The following is a 21214-nucleotide window of genomic DNA, read 5'->3' on the forward strand; positions in this document are numbered from 1 at the left end:
AATGTAATATTTTTAATATTCAGAATTAAAACTATATGTTGCAAACCTAACTAAAATTTTACAAAGTTATGACAAATTTAAGAAAAGGTGTCATGTATGTACTAACATTCATGGCCGCAACAGTATTCATGAGTTCATGCCAGCAAGATGAAGAAATGGCAACTCAAATTGACGAAAGTATTGTGTCAGAAGAAGTGAAAGATCAGTTAAAAGATCTTGGTTTCGATCCGAGCGATGCTTATCGTGAAAAGTTCAACAACCCTCTTACAGGAGATCAAGGATTCCATTATGTAGTAGAAGGTGACATTTTAATTGAAGAAAAACAATTAAAGGAAATGTCTGAGAGCGAATTATTCCACACGGGTAAATTTGCTGAACAGTATCGCACATCTAATCTTGTGAGCCAAAATAGCACAATAGACGTGATTGGTTATACTGGCAACAACGCTAATGGATTAGATTCGAAGATGCGAACTGCTCTTCAATGGGCTGTAGATAATTACAATGCATTGAACACTGGTTTAACATTCACATTAACCTATGGTACTAATTACAACTCATATGACATGGTAGTTTACCGAGTTAGTGGCGGAGGCGGTGGAAGTGCCGGATTCCCAAGCGGAGGAGCTCCTAATAAGTTTATCAGAATTAATTCAGGTACAAGTCAATATGACACAAATGTAGTGGAGCATGTAATTGGCCACGAGATGGGTCATTCAATAGGATTACGTCATACCGACTGGTTTAACCGTTCTTATTCTTGTGGATCTGGAGGAAGTGAAGGTACTGCAGGTGTTGGAGCAATCCATATTCCTGGCACTCCTACTGATATTGATCCTAATTCATTAATGCTTGCTTGCTTCAGCGCAAATGAGGATGGTGAATTTGGTTACTACGATAGAGTGGCTTTAGAATACCTATACTAATACAATTTGGAGTTAACAGTAACAATTGAAAAGGTCAGCAAATGCTGACCTTTTTTAGTTCCTAAACAAGTGAAAACTACTTCTGCGGTGGTCTACTTGGTCTCACCTCTATCTTACTTGGCAATGTTCTTGGGTTCATTTCTAACAAATCAACAACCATCTGCCCAATATCTTCCTTTTGAATTTTCCAGAAATCTTTTTCGTTCGGCTCGTGATCATTGAAATAAGTAGCCACAGACCCTGGCATTATAGTTGAAACGTTAATACCCTCTTGTCTCAGATCTAACATCACTGATTGCGTAAAACCAGTCAGACCAAACTTACTGGCATTGTAAGCTGAACCACCAGGAAAGAAATTAGTGCCTGCTAAACTAGATATTGTGAAGAAATAACCTCCATTTTTCTTTAATGCTTCAACACTAGATTTAATTGTATAGAAGACGCCAGTTAAATTAGTATCTATGACTTCATTCCATTTATCAATTTCCATTTCATCAATAGGAGCGAAATGTCCTAAACCTGCATTCGCAATCACGATATCTAATTTTCCCCATTTATCCAATACGGCATTCACACATGTTTGCTGATTTTCAAATGATCTCACATCAGCTTGAAGTCCTAAAACCTCAGCTTTCGCATTTTTTGCTAAAGACTCTGCAGCTTTATCCGCTGACTCCTGACTCCTACTTGTAATAGCTACATTTATACCTTTTGCCAATAATGCTTCTGCAATACCATATCCAATACCTTTACTTCCTCCTGTTATAAGTGCTGTTTTATTTTCTAAGTTTTGCATAATATAAGTTTGTTTACCTTCAATCAACTGATAAAAAAATGATTGGTTACAAAATGACTAGATGAAACTTAGATTTTTTGCTTGAATAAATAGCCCACTCCCTTGATGGTCTTGATATAACCTTCTCCGAGCAATTGTCTAATTTTCAAGATATGAATATCAACAGAACGCAAAGTAACCTTAGCGGAATTACCCCAAATAGCTTGCATAAGCTGCTCTCGAGAAAATACTTGGTTTGGAAATCGTGCTAAAAATAAAAGTATTTCATAAGATTTAGATTGAATCTGTAACAAATCTTTGGCGGGAAGTTTAAATAACAATCGCTTTTTAACATCAAAATACAGATCTCTTATTTCATATTCTTCAATCGGTTTTAAATTGAAAACGGAGTCTTCTGTGTCAAAGAATTTGGACAACCTCTTTTTAAAAGCATTTTTCCGTAGTGGCTTTCTTAAGAAAAAATCAATCCCTGTTTCATAACTTAGGATTTCGTATTTCTCGTCACTATTGGAAGTAAGGGCTATTATTTTAGTATCCAGCTCGTTAATTGCAACTTCATTTTTCAGGTAAGTAAATAAGCTAATCCCATCATAATTCTGATTACCAATTTCTGAAATGATTAATTGAGGATGGTGTTTATTGATTAGTTGGATTGCATGTTGAGTATCTAAGGCGAGAGCTACATTGAAATTTTCTGATTCCAGAATGGTCACCAAATCCCTTAATGTACTCTTGTCATCGTCCGCTATTACCGCAGTTCTGCTTTGTTGCATTTCTTAGATACTCCTTAAATTTATTACTCTAAGAAAGCACAAAATCGGAATGAATATATCCTCAAAAACTGAAGTTAAAGTGAAAATAACCTGAAGGTAAACTAGACTTAATATTAGATATGAAAATCAAGTGAATTATTAATATTGAGGTAAAGCAAGAAATCCTTCCCTGTTAATTGCCCCTAAACTTCTCCATTGTAGCCACCCCTTCCCCACTGATTCCTTCTGCTTTGAAAACTTTAAAAATGGTCAAAAATATGATTTTCAAATCCAGCAGAAAGGATTGATTATGAACATACCAAACATCATATTCGAATTTCTTTTGCCAGCTAATGGTATTTCTGCCGTTTATTTGCGCCCAACCTGTGATGCCTGGCGTTACCAAATGCCGTTGCCTTTGCTGCTGACTGTAAAGAGGTAAATACTCCACCAACAATGGTCGCGGCCCAATAAAAGACATATCCCCTTTTATAATATTGAATAACTGCGGGATTTCATCCATGCTCGTTTTTCTTACTAGTTTACCAATCCAAGTAAGTCTTTCTGAATCAGGTAATAGTTCCCCTTTTTCATTTTTATCATCTCTCATGGTTTTAAACTTAATCAACAAGAATACTTCCTCGTTTAAACCAGGTCTTTTCTGTGTAAAAAAGATTTTTCCGTTTTGAAATATTGCTAATAGTAAAGCAACCACGAGAAATATTGGACTTGCAACTAAAAAAGCAATTAAGGCAGTCAACTTGTCAAAAAAAGGTTTAATAAATTTTTTGTACATTCTACTTGATTACGCCCAAATGCATAATAGCATCTCCTTGATGCACAATGGGGTTATGATTGAGACCTATAACATAACCATTCACTGAAGAAGTAATTTTACTTTTAAAGCCGCCAAAGGGATCATTCACATGTCCTAATAACTGATTCTTTTTAATTACATCCCCACTTTTGACAGCAGAAAGAAATACACCTGATTTTTTGGCCCTCACCCAAGATGAGTTTTTTATAACTAAATTCTCATAACTGGCTTTTTCAGATTCTTCACACATTCCCAAGTGTTGCATCATCCTTTTTGTACCTTTAATACCTTCACGAATAGCAAATTCATCGAAGCGGGAAGATTCACCACCTTCATATACCAAAATATTCTTTCCGAACTTATTGGCCGTTTGTCGCAAAGAATTTGGCCGAAATTTAGAATCTAATGTAAATGGAGCATGAAAAGCCTCTGCTAACTGCACATTTTTTTCATCCTTCATCATACATCTTATTTGAGGGTAATTGGTTCTATCGGCTCCACCTGTATGAAAATCAATTCCATAATCAATCAATGGAATAATCTCATTTGTCAAAAAGTACGCCATCCTGGAAGCTAATGAACCATTTTTATTTCCTGGAAATGATCGATTAACATCCTTACCATCCGGAACATATCGAGAGAAATAAATGAAACCATATACATTGATAATAGGGATGCAGATTACGGTTCCAATCTTAGGAATATGATCGTTTTTCTCGATCATTCTCCTTACAATTTCAGAACCATTGATTTCATCACCATGTAAACCTCCCATCAATAGTAATACAGGCCCCGGTTCAACAGCCCTAGCCACTGTAATTGATACGTCTATAGTAGTATGCGAAGGGAGTCTGGCAATATTCACATCTACCACTTTTTCCTCTCCTGGCTCAATTTCAATTCCGTGTAAAATCATCTATTAAAAATTAATCCTTTATGCATGGCACTTACATTATACAGTAACTTTTGATTTTTGAAGGAGAAAAACCACCATATAAAACCAGAAACCAATAAGCCAATGGTAGCACCCACAATTGTATCGACCATAAAATGTTGAAACAAATAAACCCGAGAAATAGCAACTAAAATGGCTAGTAACATATAAATCACCTGCAGAAGCTTATTTTTTGTAAGTAATATTAAAATCGTTGCCAAGGCAAATGCCGAAGCAGAATGCCCACTTGGCATACTGTAAAAGTTGCTCAGTTCTACGCCTTCTACCAAATTAAATGAGGACAAAGATTCCTCAAAATGCAACGCAGGCCGATTAACATTGAATACTACAATTTTTAGAAATTGAACAATTGCAAAATGTACTAGACCAGTTAAAGTCAATAAAATAGCAAAGTAAATTCTATACATTAATAAAATAATGCCTGTGATAATAAATATATGTGCTTCACCCAGATAAGTGATATAAGTAAAAAAGGCATTTCCAAAAGGATTATGTCTTTTATTTAGCCACAATAAGAAGGTACCCTTATCTAGAAATAGCACTAAGGCCAAGGCTGTTAAGAAATAAAGCACGTACATCAAAAATGCAGGGCTTTGTAATTTATCTTTTAAGCTTTCCATTCAAATCTTAAGTATTTTATAGTCTCTCCCACCTTAGAAAATTTTCTTTCATAACGAGTTGAAATCCCATAATGCTCTCCTAAATATACAGAATTATGCAAATCATCTGTATAATGCAAATCTTTTATGTCTTCCCTAGCTGGCAAAACTTCATTGAGTGTCCAGTTAAATAAGTCTGTATTATCGGTTTTGAAATATATCCTCCCTTTTCCTCCTTGAATTCTCTTATATATTTCCAAGAAACGATGAAAAGTCAATCTTCTCTTTTCATCTCTATCTCTTGGTCTAGGGTCAGGGTGAATAATCCAAATATCTTTCACTTCCCCCTCTGCAAACATTTGCTCAAGGTCTAAAATAAAATGACGAGCAAAGGCGACATTTTCTAAGCCCTCTTCTAACGCTTTTGTGCTTCCCTGCCATAAGCGTTCTCCTTTAATATCAATACCTACAAAATTTTCATCCGGAAATTCTTTTGCCAAGCCTACAGAATATTCCCCTCTGCCACATGCCAACTCCAAATTTATAGGATTGGAATTCCTAAATATGTATGTTCCCCAGTTTGACCTAATGTTTGGAAATCGGTCATCATCATATTCAATCACATTATGACGATTTTGTAAATCTTCAAACCTTTTTAACTTTTGTCTACTCATTTTTACAGATTTGCAATTTCGGCTACCGCAAAGGTAGAACCTCCGACAAAAATTAAGTCCTTATCTGAAGCATTTTTTTGTGCTATTTTAATTGCTTGGTCTACAGTAGCGTAAGAATGTCCCATCAAACCAAAATCTTGAGCTATTTTTTTCAATTCCTTCGAATCCAGAGCGCGAGGGATATTAGCTTGGGTGAAATAGTAAATAGCATTTTTTGGAAGTAATTCTAATATTTCATCTAGCTTTTTATCATTTACAGTGGCGTAAACAAAGTGCAATTGCTCATACACTTCCTGCTGAAGCATCTTGGTAATGAATTCAAATGCTGTTATGTTGTGACCTGTATCAGCAATCATTGGAGTGCTAGAACCAGTATTTGATATCCTTTGCCACCTTCCTTTTATTCCCGAATTTTGAATTACATTTTTCAAACCCTTTTGAATATCACTTGAAGAAATACCAAAGCCGCTTTTATTTAGAAATTCAATAGCTGTAAATACGCTTTTCAAATTTTGTATTTGATATGTAGCAGAAAGTCCAGATTCGAACTCAATTTTTTCGTTGCTTTTAAGATTCTCAGCACTAAATTTCCAATCTGGCAAAGACTCCTCAAGGACTGAAACACTAAAAAATTCCTGGCTGTCCATAAAAGGAGCATTCTTGGAATCGGCCAACTCTTTAATAATCAACCTCAGTTCATTTTCCTTTACAGAAGTTATGACGGGAACACTATTTTTTATAATCCCTGCTTTTTCTTTTGTAATTTCTTCTAAGGTATCTCCTAAAAATTGCTGGTGGTCTAAACCTATTTGTGTGATAATTGATAGTAAAGGTTCTATCACATTTGTACAATCTAGTCTTCCGCCCATGCCAACTTCTATCACCGCAATATCTACTTCTTCCCTTGCAAAATAATCGAAGGCCATAGCTGTTGTAAGTTCAAAAAATGATGGTCTTAATTCAGCTATAACGGGCTTAAATTTTTCAACATACCTAATTACTTCCGCTTCAGAAATTGGAATCCCATTGATCCTCATTCTTTCCGTAAAACTTTTGAGATGAGGTGAAGTATAAAGAGCAGTTTTGTACCCTGCTTCCTGCAATACGGACGAAATGAATGAAGCAGTACTACCCTTTCCATTTGTACCCGCAACATGAATGAACTTCCCTTTTTTCTGAGGATTTCCTATTGACTCTAATAAAGCCAAAGTATTATGTAAATCCTTTTTGTAAGCAGATCCTCCCACACGCTGAAACATGGGCAGTTGTTCAAATAAAAAAGCTTCCGCTTCTTGGTATGTCATATTATATAATCAATTCGAAGATCTAATTAGAGCGAATTAAAAACGTTATAGTTCCTTTTGATTGAGGTGCAGTTTTACCTCCTGATGTTCTACTAAAAGATAATTTAGCCACCTCATCCTGATATATTTTTAACACCTCCGCTGATACAGTAGTTTCAATAGCTCTTACTGAAATAACTTCACCATTATTATCCACTCGTATATCAAAAACGATCTTTCCACTTTGTTGCGATGGATCATTTGGTCTAGGTGGAGAATCCCACTTCCATCCTGACATATCCAACTTACTACCGCTCCCACCTCCCTGCGGGCCCATCATCGCCTCGGCATCTACTTCTCCTTCCGGATTGCCCTGATCTCCATTTTTTTCATTTGTTTCGCCCTGAGATTTACTGTCTCCAGGGAAGAGTGCATTTGGATTAGCCTTAGGTTCTTCCTTCTTTACTTCCTTCTCTTCCTTTTTCGTTGTTTCTTTAGCTTTTTCTGTTGGCGTATCTTCTACTTTCACTGGAGCTTCTTGATCCGTAACAGCTTCCTCAACTACTTCTTCGACTGGTTCAGAAACCTCTTCAACAATATCTTCAGCCTCAGCTTCAGTAGTTTCTTCTACCTCGTCTTCAACAATCTGTTCAGTCTCCTCAGTTGGAGTTTCTTCAATTTCTTCAGTTTGTTGTGCTGAGACCGGCTCATTTCCTGAACCTTGATTATCAATTCCAATGTTTAGTTCAATTCCATATTCTGGTAAAGGAGGATAGGGTTCTTTCCATGCAGTTACCCACAAGAATAGTAGGAGCAACAAAATATGAAGCCCAACAGAAACGGATATTCCAATTATCCGATTTTTCTTTTCCCTATGTGCATAATCACTCATTTGGCTGTGCCGCAATAGAAACTTTTGCTTTTAATGAAGCCGCAATACCGGCTACTTTTACTAAATGCTCTGTAGGAACACTTTTGTCAATGTGTAACACCACTACACCCTCATCTGCATTCCGCAACTCTCTTTTTATAGCTGTCTCTAAATCTGATACTGCTACTCTCTTATCATTAACGAAGTAAAGCATATCTTTTGTTATGGTAACACTCACTTTTTGCATTACGATATTGGTAGATTTACTTGAAGGCAAATTAACGGGTAATCCAGAAGGTGTAATAAATGAAGAAGTCAACATAAAAAATATCAATAAGAGAAAAATGATATCTGTCATGGATGACATACTAAAGGCAGGATCAACATTATGTCTAGATTTCATTGACATAGCGTTTTATTTAGGTTCTTGAAGTAAATCAATAAATTCAACGGATGTGTATTCCATTTTATGTATAACCTTTTGCACCTGGGTTACCAAATAGTTATAACCAAGATAAGCAATGATCCCGACTGAAAGACCTACGGCCGTAGTGATCATAGCCTCATAGATTCCTTCAGAGAGCAATTTTGGACTTACTGATCCCTCTTCTTGAGCTATTGCAATAAAAGCCTGTATCATTCCAGTAACCGTGCCTAAAAACCCAATCATAGGTGCAGCACCGGAAATCGTGGCCAGCAAAGATAAATTCTTCTCTAGTCTGTAAATTTCAATCTTACCCACGTTCTCTATAGAAACTTCAATGTTTTTAAGGGGACTTCCTATTCTAGAAATACCTTTCTCCAACATTTTGGCAATTGGAGTCTCGTTCTGAGAACACATCATTTTGGCTTGATCTATTTTCCCATCAGAAACCAATGATTTCACTTGGTTTAGCAATCCTGTTGGGGTTTTAGATGATTTCTTAATAGTTAGTACCCGCTCTATAAAAATAGCAATTGCTGCAGCTGATAATAACAAAAGGGGAATCATTACATATCCCCCTTTTAAAAGTAAGTCAAACAAATTAACGCTTTCTTCAGAAGCGTTAACCATTGCTGAATCAGCAACAGTAGTAACTTGTAATAGTGTCATATTTAATTATATCAATATTTCAAAGGCCAAGGTTGCTCTTTAAATTGACCTGTTAATTCTGTAGCTCGAGTACTCGCAGCAGCAAAACTCTCTGTTTCTTCAATAGCTACTCTATTGAATTTACTTTTACCGAAAGGTGGAATAATAAAAGCATTAGTTCCATCTTTGGTAAGCTTTTCTGCGTAGTCTTTCGCCAAATCCTCATCAAAAAAGCTACCAACAACAACATAAGAACGCCCTGTTCTCGAGTTTAGTGTGTTGACTTGTCCTTCTGCAGGCTCTTCAGGCTCAATTACTTCAGGTTCAGGCTCAACGGGCTTTTCTACTACAACAGGTGTGGTTTCTTCGACAGGCTCTTTTTCAACCACTGGCTCTGGCGCAGGTTCTCTCAAGAAAAACCAATAAATCACTGCAACAGTAGCTATTATTATTATTGATAATGCAATAATTATTGGTGCAGCCGATTGTTTTTTAGGTGGAGTGTAGGTTGAAACAGGCTCTTCCTCTTCTACCTCCTCCTCTTCATCCCCAAAAGGATTTGGGTCGTATTCCTCTTCAGCATACTGCGAAAGAGAATCCTCCGTAGTTTCAGAAGTATCAAATGAAGTCTCAATTTCAGACTCATCCTGAGTAGTAGCAATATCTTCTGAATCAAAATCATCAGAAGGTGCAGACTTTTCTTCGTCCTCGTCTAGATCAGGCAAACCGAAATCCTCATCATCTTGCTCGGGCTCCTTATGTATGTTTTCGTCTTTATACTCCTCGTCTTTTTTGTCCTTTTTGGCCATATTCTGGTAATTTAAGGTTTACTCTAGCTTAAAAGTATTAAAAATTTATAATACTTTATCAATAAACTATTGTTTTTAATCAAAATCAATACTCAATAATAAATAGTTTTACCTATTAGAATCAAATATAATGGCAAATATTGATATTAAAAACATTAAAACGAATATGTAAAGCCTCCTAAAATTTGAAATCCACGGTTAGGATATCCCAAATAGAACTCGTATTTATTGGCTATCAGGTTATTAGCATGTAAGAAAATCTGACTTCTATTACTTAACTGATACCCTAATTTTATTCCTAAATCATAGATGGGTGGGATAGATTCATCTAGATTGAACGAATAACTAGCGTTTTCTTGTATGAAGGTATTGACATTATTCATACGCCCCTGTAAATAGGCATCAAAACCAATCTTAAGTTTATTAGCAAACCAATAATGGGAATCAAATCTCAAAGTGTAATTAGGACGGAAAGGCATAAGCTCTGTTTCCCCCACATTGTAGTAGAAATAATCTCCTCTTAGATTAATCTTCAGCTTATCGATATTAGTAAATAATGAGGCATAAACATTAGCTTCTGTATTATTATTATTAAAATACCTAGCCCTGTATCTAATCTCGCCTTCGGCTTCACTGTAGATTGCCTCATATCCAAAATTATGACGAACTGAAGCTACACTGAATCCAAATTCATAGCCTAAGAAATTACTTAAGGAACCATTTACTCCACCATAGATTTGAAATGGCATTAAAGTATTATTCACACTTATAACATTATCCAAATATGGGTTTTCCATCAGAAAATCTCTGTAGCGATTACCTCTGACATCTCCTGTCAAGCCACCAAAAATGCTTAACTTATTAAATGGTGTATACACAATACTTAAGTCAGGATATACATGAAATTTATTCATTCCTGGGAGCGTGTCATTCTCGCTCACCATATTGAGACCCACGCCAATCTTTAGTTTATCTCTAATAAACTTTACGCCCGGTTTAAATCTTAGTAAATTTCTATTTTGAGATGAGTCAAGTGCATCAAATTTTAAAGCACTTATAAATCCATTAGCGCCAAAATAAATTAAAAATTCATCATTTATGTTAAAGCTATTTTTCAAATTATAATTAAATGAAAGCTCAGAATTATTGATATTTGTAAATAATTGGTATGCATCCATGTCCAAGTGATAATGATATTGGCTATTTTCATTTAGATCTTCCAGGGAGATATTGGCACCAATAGTGTGGAATGTTCTTTGCAAACTATCTCTATCAACTTCTGAAGTAAGGAGCGTATCATAGCCGTATAAATAGTTGTTATGTCGCTCATAAAAAGCACCAGCGTTTATAACCGCTTTTTGGTAGATCAGCTTTCCATATGGGTTTACCTTTTGGTATCCTGAACCAGAATTTCTTCCATCTATAGGGCCGTTAGCAAAGCTTTGATGAAATAAATTTAGCCCATAACTTTTGTCTTTACTTCTTTTACTTGCAAAAGCACCTTCGAAAAAAGATGCTCCATAATTTCCCCCTCCTAATTTTACTTGATTAGCATACAACTTTTCTAACTTTTCATCTTGAATGGTCAGCACTCGAATTCTAGGAGTCAAGTTACTAAGATTGGGCACAAATTGCCTTGAAGTAAATTCAACTTCTAAAGGAGACTGATTCCCTTTGATCTTAGGTACATTTTTGAAATCCCTATTCACTCTCGGTAGATCAATTTTACGATCCTTCTCAATAATAACTTGAGAATCTTCCAAATCACCCTCCTGATTCCAGTTATCTTGACCTATTAAACTGAAGGGGAAACAAAAAATTATAAATAGAATATATCTTAACATCTCAGTTTTTAGTAGAATCATTTTCAATTACTTCTTCCATTTCAATAGTATTCATGCTGCTATCCTGGCCCTCCTCAGTTGTTCCAGTCTCACTCTCTATTAATTCAAGCTTCAATTTCGCCTCGTCTTTTAATACTTTGGAATCTGCATTCTCAATTATTGAATTTAAGGTAGCTTTAGCCTGAAAAATCTCATCCATTGCGTAGTAATTGTCCGCTATCAACAAGAATGATTTACCAATCCAGATCGCATAATTCCCAAAGTCTTTATTCAATTGGAATAATGCGTTAATGGATTCCTGATAGTTCTTAGAATTATAATCCATTAAGGCAATCATATATTTTGACTCTGCTGCAAATTCGTCCTTAGCTGCATTTACCGCACTTTGAAAACTAGACTTTGCTTCAGCATATTTTCCTTGGTAATAATTAGCCATACCCTTATTCAGATATGCTTCGTTGATTGCATTAGCATTTACTGCTGCTTCCTCCATAATTAAATCGGCATACAAAATCATTTTACTATAATCAGAATTTGCTTTAGCAATTTCCATCAGACCGGTATATGCGTTGTACTTGTCTTTTTTATTCTCAGATTGATCAAAAAGTTTTGTAAAGTACAATCTTGCCTTACTGTAATCCTTATTTACCAATTCTATTTCTGCTATTTTTTGAATTGAGCGTTTATTAAATGCGGTATTGTCAGCCTCAACCACTTCATAAAATAATCCCAATGCTTCTTCAAATTGATTATTCCTATAGTAGGAGTCCGCCAAATAGTACCGTGCTTCCGCTGTCAGAGAGTGATCAGGATAGTTCTGAATATAGGCTTTAAATGAAGATACTGCTCTATCGTACTTTTGATTGAAATAAAGTGATTGGGCGGCATCAAATTCAATTTTTGTCACCTCACCATCATTAGGATTTGCATTTTTATAAGCTGATAAGTATTGATCCAAATCCCCTTCTTTATTCATTATTGAATACAGTTCCTGTAGACCAGCTAACGCACCATTTGCGGTCGAATGAGTTAAGTAATTTTGCAAAATCAAAGTATAATCTTCTTCTGCTTTCTCATATCGCTGTAAATTGAAATATGCTAAAGCTCTTTTTGAATAAGCAAAAGGACGCAGCGGACTTTGTTGCAGATTCTTCAATAAGTAAGAAAACCCATCAATTGACTTTTCATATTGCCCTGATTCAAATGCTAATTGAGCTTTTTGAAATAAGGCATTGTCATAATAATTAGAATTTCTGAAATCCGATATAACCTTATCAAAACTCTGGTTTGCTAAACTATTATTGCCCGTTATGCTGTTAACGACCCCTTTTTGAAAATATGCGTAGTCAATATTAGGGTTTCTTTCATCTATCGCCTTTTGATAATAGTTAATCGCTAATTGATAATTCTTGGTTACATAATAACAGTCTGCCAAGCGAACAATAGCATCTGCATAATAAGTGGCTGATTTACCATTATTTAAATATTCTTTAAAATACTGTAGAGATTTTTCAAATTGCTTATCATTGTAAAAAGCATAAGCTAATCCATAATTTAGATTAGCAAACCAATTGTCACTCCTTTTACTTGATTTAAATGATTTTTCGTATGATGCGATGGCTTCCTTATATTTCTTTCCAGTAGAGTAGGATTCTCCCATCCAAAAATAAGTCTCCCCTAATAGACTGATATTCTGCGGATAATCAACGGATTTTTGAAATAATTCCATGGCGCGATAATAATTTGCCTGATTAAAGTATTCAGCACCTTGATAAAAGGTAACTTTTTGATAAGCTTCCTTTAGCTTCAAGGATTTATTCTCAATTGATTCTAAGAATTCAATGGCTTTGTCATAGGCATTGGAATTCAGAAAGGCTTCACTTAATAATTCATTCGCTTGGGTAGAATATGGGCTTTTCGGATAATTTTTAATGTAAGAAGAAAGCTCTTCTACTGCATTGGTAGTGTTCCCTTGCTTTAATTGCAATTTAGCCAATTGAAAATGACTCTCCATTGCAATATCTTGGTTGAAATCCAGAAGTTTCGCTTGCTCATAAGCGTTCGAAGCAAATCTATAATTCTCTTTTTTCAAATATAACTCCCCTAGATAGTAGGCGTTAAACTGTGATAAAGAATCTTTTGCAATTCCAACTTCCTCAAATAGTTTGATGGCTTCTTCATATTTTTGCAATTGATAAGCCACATAACCCATTCGATAGAGCAATTCCCTATCCATTTTGCTTCTATTTTCACTTCTATATTCTTCAAAATAATCATTTGCCTGTTTATAATTATTTTGCTCAAAATAAGCATCTGCTATCAACAACTTAATATTTAAGGCTTCTAACCTATTCAGGCGAGGAATCAAGTCTTCTGCATAATCAATTAATTTTTGATATTGGCCTCTTTGATAATAAATATTAGCCATCATATTGGCAGTAGAAATTTTGTAATCATCATTCTCCGCTGCCCGTTCTAAATCAATTAAAGCTTCATCGAATTGCTTTTTATCAAAATAAATATACCCCGCATAGTAATTTGCAGCTGATTGGTATTGATTGTCCCGCCTTTTTAATGAATTGAAGTATGGTAAAGCTTCTTGAAAAGCCTTTCTACTAAAATATGCATAGGCAATTTTAAATTGATAATGAGTCTTGTCCTCTCCTTTTAATTTATCACCCTCAGTTTTTTCGTAATATTGAATGGCTTTAGCATAGTTCTTTTCCCGAAAATAGAAATTACCAAGTTCGTAATATGCTTCCAGTGCTTTAGGATGGGCAGGGTTTGATTTAACAAACGATTTAATTCTGTTCTCTCCGTTCGACTGATAGAGGTAAATAGAAATTAAAGCACTATAATAAGTTGCATTTTCTGCTTTTATTCGTTCGTGATCTTGAAGTTTTCTATACTCTTCGAATTTATTTTGAGCTGTAGTATATTGCTTTTGCTCAAAAGCCTCGATTGCCTCTTGATAGATATCATTAGCTCCTGAATTGACGAAGGCATATTGGCTAAAAGATTGAAGGGGCAGTAAAAAAACAAAGCCTATTACTACAATATATTTATTCATTCCTATGGTGATGTGTCTATTAAAAACTCTTTTTCAAAGTGTTCGAACTATGCAGTATTAACTACAAAATCAATGATTTATTTCATCTTAAAAAATTTCAGTGCATCAATTTATATATTAATTCTTTCATAAGTTGCGCTTCATTAATATTAGCTGTTACTCCTTTGTACATTAAGTCTGCCTGAAAAATATGCGCTAAATTTTGAATGGTCTTATTCAGATTAAACCTGTTAACTGCTGTAATGTAATCCTTCGCAAAAAATGGATTAACTCCTGCTGCGGCTGCTACTCCTCTTTCACTTTTATCCTGTGAATGATGAATCAACAGTACCTTTGTAAAAAAGGAATGCAGAAAACCAATATTCACAACTGCTGGATGATTTTTAGGATCGGAGGCAAAATAATTAATTATTCGATTCGCTTTGAGCCCATTTCCCTTAATAATCGCTGATTGTAATTCAAATATATTATAATCCTTATTGATTCCTACGTATTCTTGAATCAAAGCATCGGTGATTTCGGATGGTTTATCAAAATTAACTAATACTTTATCAATTTCATTAGAAAGGCGCTCCAAATTATTTCCGATGTATTCCGTCAATAACATTAAAGCTTGACGATTTATGCTGTGTCCCTTAGACTTTACATATTGTGAGATCCAATCTGGAACTTTATTTTCATAAATCTTATTTGACTCTAGTAGAACTGTATGTTTTTCTAGGCTTTTAAAGATCTTTTTTCGCTTATCAAGTTTTTTGTGCTTATAAGAAAAAACCAAAACACTAGAAGCCTGGGGGCTTTGGAGATAATTCTCTAAAAGAGAGAAATCAAAATCGCTTTCTGTGAACTCACCTAAATTTTGAGCCTCTTTAACGATGATTACCTGACGTTGCCCCATCATGGGAAAAGACCTGGCGGCAGAGACCACTTGGTTTAACTTTACATCCTTACCATAAAGAATTTGTTGATTAAAACCTTTCTCGCTTTCATCTAAGGCATGCTTTTCTATATAATCGCTAATGAGGTCTATAAAGTAGGGTTCTTCTCCGTGAAGGAAATAGATAGGTGCATAATTTCCGCTTTTAAGGTCTGCTAGTATTTGTTCTGCCGATTTTGCCATAAAATTGCTGTATTGGTGCGAATATAAACTATCCGATTGTCAGTATCAAGTCACAAGTATTCCAGGCCTACTGATAACGAAAAACAATTATTAGATTTTTGAACCAAAATAAAAACAACACATCACAGAAGGTTAGTCGGTTGCTAACCTCTAACTGTTAATGATAAACATCCTCTAATTATTGTGCAAGCTTAATATCTAGAAGCACATTAATTTCTTTTATCAACTCCTCAGTACCTTTATATATGGATCAGACCGAGAACACCTTTTCATTTCACGCTTCTAAGTCTTTCATCCTTTCCAAAATATTATAGACTGCTGGACAAATCTCTGCATTCGTGAATGTCTTTTTCAATATCTGATGCATTCTTTTTCTGTTGGTATGAGGATATTCCCTGCAGGCAGTTGGCCTGCTTCTATAAACTATACATTTGTTATCGTAGCCTAAAAAAGGACAAGGCGCTGAATTCAATACATAATCGCCATCTTCATCAATATGCAGATATGTATCAATGAATTCCGGCACCTTCATCTTTACTGCTTTGGAAACCCTTTCTATATCTGATTGCTGAAAAATAGGGCTTGTGGTTTTACAGCAATTGGCACAATCCAAACAATCCATTTTCTCGAAGACCTCTGCATCTAAAGCATGAAAATTATCATCTAGCTTTTTCTTTTTGCGCAATTGATGAAAAAAAGACTTGTTATGAGCAAGATAATCTTTGCTGTTTTCCTTCCAATTTTGATATAGTTCGATGCTCATAAGTTTACAATAAAGTATTTGGTTTGAATCCTCTAAAAGCTTCAATTTACTCATTAACAAGAATGCAAAGGCTAAACCAAATAAATCCCGTCTACTTTAATCTGAATTTTCTTTTCTTTATACAAATGCCCGATTTGCCGTTTAAATTCCTTTTTGCTCAAGCCGAACATATCATATATTTCATCTGGTTTGGATTTGTCATGATAAGGCATAAAACCATTATGGTCTCTAAGCAACTCAAGGATTTCCTTTTGCTTTTCTTCTTTTTCAATTTTCCATTGCACATCCATTTTGCCATCTGCCCTTATGGATTTTATTTTTCCCTTGCCTTCCATTCCAATATCAAGCGGATCAAACACAGTGTTTTCATAAACCAATCCTTTATATTGTTGATTGATGACAACTTCATAACCCAAATCTGTAATTCGATATATCAATAAATCCACTTCCTGACCTTCTTTCAAATCCCCAGAACCTGCCTCTAAAAAGGATTCAATATGCATCGAAGCTACAATCCTTTCTGTTTTAGGGTCTAAAGTGACATAAGCCACAATCAAATCGCCCACTTCCAGCTCATCTGTTTGTTCCGAAAAAGGGATAAGTAATTCTTTTTCTAAGCCCCAATCCACAAAAGCACCGACATTAGTGATTTGACGAACTTCAAACAATCTTGCCTGATTGAGTTCAGCTAATGGTTTTAAAGTGGTAGCAATAGGTCTTTGCGCAGAATCTTTATAAACAAAAACATTGATCTCATCTTCTACTTTCGTATTTTGTGGGACGTATTTATTTGGTAATAAAACATCTTCTTCTCCGTCTCCCAGGTACAAACCTTGTGGAGATTCCCGTAGTACTTTTAATGTATTCCACTTTCCTATTTTTAACATAGCTGCAAGTTAAGACGGATTTGGGTAATTATAAACAGATAGAAGTGAGAAGTTAAAAACGCAAAAAATTGCGTCATTGAAGATTGTCATTAGAATAGAGGAAACTGATAGTTTTCTAACGAATTAAAATCTCTTTTTGAAAGATCTTAGTTAAATTCTCTACGCATTCGAACAGTTTTCCCAAACTCGATCTCTTGTAATCCCAAGCATTCTGTTTCTCTACAAAATTCCAATTGAGACGATACTTTATAAATCAATCCAACATTAGCAGCATAGACCTCAATTCTTTGGTCATAACTGGCTATTGAATCTTGGTTGTCTTCTTGGATTACTTGAACAGTATTCTCAAAAGTTGAATCTGCAAGCTCCTTGTCTTGGAAAGCTCCAGAAATGGTAAATTCGTCTTCTTCAAATTCCTGAGGTTTACCGTTCCAGCTTTTACCTTCTGCTACGGGGAAACTTAACTTCACTTCTTCTGCATTGCCTAATTTTAATTTAGCAAGATTCGTAGTTCGGGTTTTTACAATCGTAGAAACAATCTCTTTATCCCCATTATGATTGATATTGTAGCGATATCCTTCTAATTTAATTCCATTGTCTGTTGCAACCGAATCTGTCCACTCATCTTGAATAGAATAACGGAGGGTATCGATGGTGCCATCATTATTGTAATTAATCTCTTCAACTGAGTAACTATCTGCGTTTTGAAAATCAATAGGAAAAAACTGTAGCCCCAATATTTCCTCATTAGGAGCTACAGTTGAATTTTCACAGGCAGCGAAAATTATAAAGAGACTAAATAGAATTAGATAAAGCCTCATTTTTTATTTTTTGCTGATTAAATGACGAATGAATCCAACCTCCGCCTATCACATCATCTCCTTCGTAGAAAACTGCAGCTTGGCCTGGTGCAATTGCAGGAATTCCATTGCCAAAGAATACTTTCATGGTGTCCCCTACTTGTTCAATTACAGCAGGAGCACCGTCATCATTGTATCTAACTTTAGTTACCGTGTCAAGGCGGTCGTTAAGTGCAGTATATTTACTCATCACTAGGTTTTTAACATACATTCCATCTCTGGAAAGTTCATCAAAAGTACCTAGAACTACTCTATTTTTATCTTTTTGAATTTCAGTTACATAAACTGGATATCCTAATGCAATTCCCAAACCTTTTCTTTGACCGACAGTATAGAACGGATATCCCTCATGAGTCCCTACTACAGTTCCATCCTCAAGAACAAATTCTCCCCCTTTCACTTCTTCTTCCAATCCTTCTACTCTTCTTTTTAAAAATCCTCTGTAATCATTGTCAGGAACAAAACAGATTTCGTAAGACTCAGATTTATTTACTAATTCGTAAAAGCCCTTATCTTCTGCCATTTTACGAATTTCTGGCTTTGTTAAATCCCCTAATGGTAAGATTGTTCGGCTTAAACTTTCCTGAGAAACTCCCCAAAGTGCGTAAGATTGATCTTTATTCAAATCCTTCCCTCTGGAAATAACAAACCTGTCGTTTTCCTCTCTTACTTTGGCATAATGTCCAGTAGCAATATAGTCACAGCCTAATTTGTCTGCCCTTCGTAATAATGAATCCCATTTAATATGGGTATTGCATAAAACACAGGGATTAGGGGTTCTTCCAGCCAAATATTCATCGGTAAAATGATCGATTACGTAATCACCAAATTCCTCCCGGATATCCAAAATGTAGTGTGGGAAACCCAAATTAACTGCTAAGTTTCGGGCATCATTGATGGAATCCAAGCTGCAACAACCCGTTTCTTTTTTGGAACTGCCAGATGAGGCGTAATCCCATGTTTTCATTGTCATGCCAATGACCTCATAGCCTTGTTCGTGCAATAGAACGGCTGCCAATGAGCTGTCTATTCCACCGCTCATGGCTACTAATACTCTTCCTTTTTTGCTCATAATTCACGTTTTCACAGGGTTCACAGCCCTGCTTTGGTGACACATTTATTTTGTGATGTCAACAACTTTTATTGACAGAAAGGGCAAAGTTAAGGAGAAAATATATATTTCGTTAAATGATCATGAATTATCGATCAAATTAAAACCAAAAATGCTAGTTCATACGTTCGTGTAGATACATTTAAAATATAAATATTTATATGACACTTCATTCTACAGCTTTAGCCCCCTTATTCAATAAAAAAGACATATTTGGTCGTCAGATTAATTTAGAGGATTATAAAGAAAAAAAGTTACTTATTGGATTTTTTAGACATGCCGGTTGTCCGTTTTGTAATTTAAGGGTTCATGCTTTAACTAAAGTACATGAAAAATTAAAAGCAAAAGGACTAGAAATGATATTCTTTTTCGAATCCAAGGAAAGTGTATTATTGCGAAGCACTTTTCATAAAGAGGTCTCACCAATTCCGCTGATATCGGATCCCGATAAAGAAATCTATGCTAAATATGGTCTAGAGGAATCAAAAAAAATATCTAGAAATAGCCACATCACAAGCTTTATTCAAACCGCCATTAAGGCTAAGTTTACAGGTGTCCCTATGAATATGCCTGAAGAGCAGGAGTCTCTAAACACCATTCCTGCCGAATTCTTAGTGGATAAAGGATTGAGACTTAAAAAACTACATTATTCCAAGAGCCTTACTGATAGACTTGATTTAGATCTGATTGAGAAATTTGCTGATGACAGTAGCATTTTTGAAGAAGAATATAAAGCGGTCTCCTAAGCATTCCCGATAATTATATTAACTTTTGGCAAAAAAGTGAATGCTAAAAGATTTAAAGCAATTGGGACCAGGAATGATAGTGGCTGCCGCATTTATTGGGCCAGGTACTGTTACAACTGCTAGCATGGCTGGAGCGGGATATGGTTATACACTGCTATGGGCCATGCTTTTTTCTATCATTGCGACAATAATCCTCCAGGAAATGACTTCAAGATTGGGGACGCAAGCAAAAATGGGGCTAGGTGAAGCCATTCGCAAAAAGTCCTCAAGTAGATTCCTAAAATATTTAAGTTATTTTCTGGTAATCAGCGCCATTGTGATTGGAAATGCGGCATATGAATCAGGGAATTTGGCTGGCGCAGTCATGGGCTTTGAGAACTTTCCTCAAATTTTTGGAACCAATATATTGTTAATCTTGATTGGTCTTATCGCCTTTACACTATTATTTGTAGGCAAATACAAATATATTGAGCGATTTTTAGTTCTTTTAGTAAGTTTAATGGGAATAGTTTTCATTCTTGCAGCTTTACTATTACAACCCTCTTTAATTGAAATCATGGAAGGCCTTTTTATCCCGGTAATTCCTGATAAAGCAGGATTGATGGTAGTGGGTTTGATTGGCACCACTGTGGTTCCCTACAATTTATTTCTGCATGCATCCGCTAGTAAAACAAAATGGAAAGATGGTGACTCGTTGAAATTATCAAGGTTTGACACTATCCTTTCCGTAAGTTTAGGCGGAATCATTACGATGGCTATAATGATATCAGCTGCCGTAGCATTTAAAGGAAGCCCTCAAGAAATTGATGGGATCAGTGCTCTGGGGCATCAACTCGATCCACTTTTAGGAAGTTGGTCATCTCATTTTATTGCTTTCGGATTTTTAGCCGCTGGATTTTCTTCAAGTATAACAGCACCATTAGCGGCAGCATATGCCACATCAGAGATATTGGATTGGAAACATGGATTAAAAAACAAAAAATTTAAAATGGTGTGGGCTTTTGTACTTTTTACAGGTATCATAATTGCTTCACTAGGTTTCCGTCCAACTGCCTTAATTTTATTTGCACAAGTAGCCAATGGATTACTTCTCCCAATTCTGGCCATCTATCTTTTATGGATTGTCAATGACAAGGCGCTCATGGGAAAACATGTGAATTCAAAACTCATAAATGTTACTGGCGTTGTGGTTATTATTGTGACTTTAATTTTGGGAATAAAAAGTATAATTGGTGCATTGGGATTTATATAATGAAGAA

21 protein-coding genes are annotated in these 21214 nt (G+C 35.4%); 3 read left to right on the forward strand and 18 right to left on the reverse strand.

Annotated features, from left to right (window positions below; genetic code table 11):
• Positions 1-68: 68 nt before the first annotated feature.
• Positions 69-926, forward strand: a complete 858-nt coding sequence (locus Q3Y49_RS15620) for a M57 family metalloprotease (RefSeq protein ID WP_303269436.1) — start codon at positions 69-71, stop codon at positions 924-926.
• Positions 927-1002: 76 nt separating this feature from the next.
• Here Q3Y49_RS15620 and Q3Y49_RS15625 read toward each other — a convergent pair whose 3' ends face one another.
• The 18 genes from Q3Y49_RS15625 to mnmA all read right to left on the reverse strand — a co-directional run bounded on the left by Q3Y49_RS15625 (position 1003) and on the right by mnmA (position 19170).
• Positions 1003-1722, reverse strand: a complete 720-nt coding sequence (locus tag Q3Y49_RS15625) for an SDR family oxidoreductase (RefSeq protein WP_303269437.1) — start codon at positions 1720-1722, stop codon at positions 1003-1005.
• Positions 1723-1790: 68 nt separating this feature from the next.
• A complete protein-coding gene (locus Q3Y49_RS15630; protein WP_303269438.1) occupies positions 1791-2495 on the reverse strand; it encodes a response regulator transcription factor in 705 nt (234 codons plus the stop codon).
• Positions 2496-2667: 172 nt separating this feature from the next.
• Positions 2668-3270 carry a sugar transferase gene (locus tag Q3Y49_RS15635; protein WP_303269439.1) on the reverse strand — a complete coding sequence of 201 codons (603 nt, stop codon included), beginning with the start codon at positions 3268-3270 and terminating at the stop codon, positions 2668-2670.
• A gap of 1 nt (position 3271) precedes the next feature.
• The gene (locus Q3Y49_RS15640; protein WP_303269440.1) at positions 3272-4207 is read right to left on the reverse strand and encodes a succinylglutamate desuccinylase/aspartoacylase family protein; all 936 of its coding nucleotides are present in this window, start codon (positions 4205-4207) and stop codon (positions 3272-3274) included.
• On the reverse strand, positions 4204-4866 hold the full coding sequence (locus Q3Y49_RS15645) for a phosphatase PAP2 family protein (protein WP_303269442.1): 663 nt from the start codon (positions 4864-4866) through the stop codon (positions 4204-4206). The genes Q3Y49_RS15640 and Q3Y49_RS15645 overlap by 4 nt, the downstream gene beginning before the upstream one ends.
• A complete protein-coding gene (gene trmB / locus Q3Y49_RS15650; protein WP_303269444.1) occupies positions 4854-5519 on the reverse strand; it encodes a tRNA (guanosine(46)-N7)-methyltransferase TrmB in 666 nt (221 codons plus the stop codon). The genes Q3Y49_RS15645 and trmB overlap by 13 nt, the downstream gene beginning before the upstream one ends.
• Before the next feature lie 2 nt (positions 5520-5521).
• Entirely contained in the window at positions 5522-6823 is a 1302-nt protein-coding gene (locus tag Q3Y49_RS15655; protein ID WP_303269445.1) for a bifunctional folylpolyglutamate synthase/dihydrofolate synthase, read from the reverse strand.
• Between the two features lie 22 nt (positions 6824-6845).
• The gene (locus tag Q3Y49_RS15660) at positions 6846-7694 is read right to left on the reverse strand and encodes a hypothetical protein (RefSeq protein WP_303269446.1); all 849 of its coding nucleotides are present in this window, start codon (positions 7692-7694) and stop codon (positions 6846-6848) included.
• The gene (locus Q3Y49_RS15665) at positions 7687-8082 is read right to left on the reverse strand and encodes an ExbD/TolR family protein (protein ID WP_303269447.1); all 396 of its coding nucleotides are present in this window, start codon (positions 8080-8082) and stop codon (positions 7687-7689) included. The genes Q3Y49_RS15660 and Q3Y49_RS15665 overlap by 8 nt, the downstream gene beginning before the upstream one ends.
• A 6-nt stretch (positions 8083-8088) precedes the next feature.
• On the reverse strand, positions 8089-8766 hold the full coding sequence (locus tag Q3Y49_RS15670) for a MotA/TolQ/ExbB proton channel family protein (RefSeq protein ID WP_303269448.1): 678 nt from the start codon (positions 8764-8766) through the stop codon (positions 8089-8091).
• A gap of 11 nt (positions 8767-8777) precedes the next feature.
• Positions 8778-9554: an SPOR domain-containing protein gene (locus tag Q3Y49_RS15675; protein ID WP_303269450.1), complete on the reverse strand. Its 777-nt coding sequence runs from the start codon at positions 9552-9554 to the stop codon at positions 8778-8780.
• Between the two features lie 155 nt (positions 9555-9709).
• Entirely contained in the window at positions 9710-11398 is a 1689-nt protein-coding gene (locus tag Q3Y49_RS15680; protein ID WP_303269452.1) for a TonB-dependent receptor, read from the reverse strand.
• A 1-nt stretch (position 11399) separates the two neighbouring features.
• On the reverse strand, positions 11400-14468 hold the full coding sequence (locus Q3Y49_RS15685; RefSeq protein WP_303269454.1) for a tetratricopeptide repeat protein: 3069 nt from the start codon (positions 14466-14468) through the stop codon (positions 11400-11402).
• Between the two features lie 97 nt (positions 14469-14565).
• Positions 14566-15588 (reverse strand): DNA polymerase III subunit delta, encoded by a 1023-nt coding sequence (gene holA / locus Q3Y49_RS15690; RefSeq protein WP_303269456.1) that lies wholly within the window; start codon positions 15586-15588, stop codon positions 14566-14568.
• 274 nt (positions 15589-15862) lie between these two features.
• The gene (locus Q3Y49_RS15695) at positions 15863-16351 is read right to left on the reverse strand and encodes a YkgJ family cysteine cluster protein (RefSeq protein WP_303269458.1); all 489 of its coding nucleotides are present in this window, start codon (positions 16349-16351) and stop codon (positions 15863-15865) included.
• 71 nt (positions 16352-16422) lie between these two features.
• On the reverse strand, positions 16423-17238 hold the full coding sequence (locus Q3Y49_RS15700; protein WP_303269460.1) for a CvfB family protein: 816 nt from the start codon (positions 17236-17238) through the stop codon (positions 16423-16425).
• A 146-nt stretch (positions 17239-17384) separates the two neighbouring features.
• Complete coding sequence (locus tag Q3Y49_RS15705; protein ID WP_303269462.1) at positions 17385-18059, reverse strand: hypothetical protein; 675 nt, start codon at positions 18057-18059, stop codon at positions 17385-17387.
• The gene (mnmA, locus tag Q3Y49_RS15710) at positions 18034-19170 is read right to left on the reverse strand and encodes a tRNA 2-thiouridine(34) synthase MnmA (protein ID WP_303269463.1); all 1137 of its coding nucleotides are present in this window, start codon (positions 19168-19170) and stop codon (positions 18034-18036) included. The genes Q3Y49_RS15705 and mnmA overlap by 26 nt, the downstream gene beginning before the upstream one ends.
• Positions 19171-19370: 200 nt before the next feature.
• Between mnmA and Q3Y49_RS15715 the strand changes: the two genes are divergently transcribed.
• Together Q3Y49_RS15715 and Q3Y49_RS15720 are read left to right on the forward strand one after the other, a co-directional pair.
• Positions 19371-19955 (forward strand): redoxin domain-containing protein, encoded by a 585-nt coding sequence (locus Q3Y49_RS15715; RefSeq protein WP_303269464.1) that lies wholly within the window; start codon positions 19371-19373, stop codon positions 19953-19955.
• 40 nt (positions 19956-19995) lie between these two features.
• Complete coding sequence (locus tag Q3Y49_RS15720; protein ID WP_303269466.1) at positions 19996-21207, forward strand: Nramp family divalent metal transporter; 1212 nt, start codon at positions 19996-19998, stop codon at positions 21205-21207.
• Positions 21208-21214 lie beyond the last annotated feature (7 nt).

The organism is Marivirga harenae, assembly GCF_030534335.1.
Lineage (GTDB): Bacteria > Bacteroidota > Bacteroidia > Cytophagales > Cyclobacteriaceae > Marivirga > Marivirga harenae.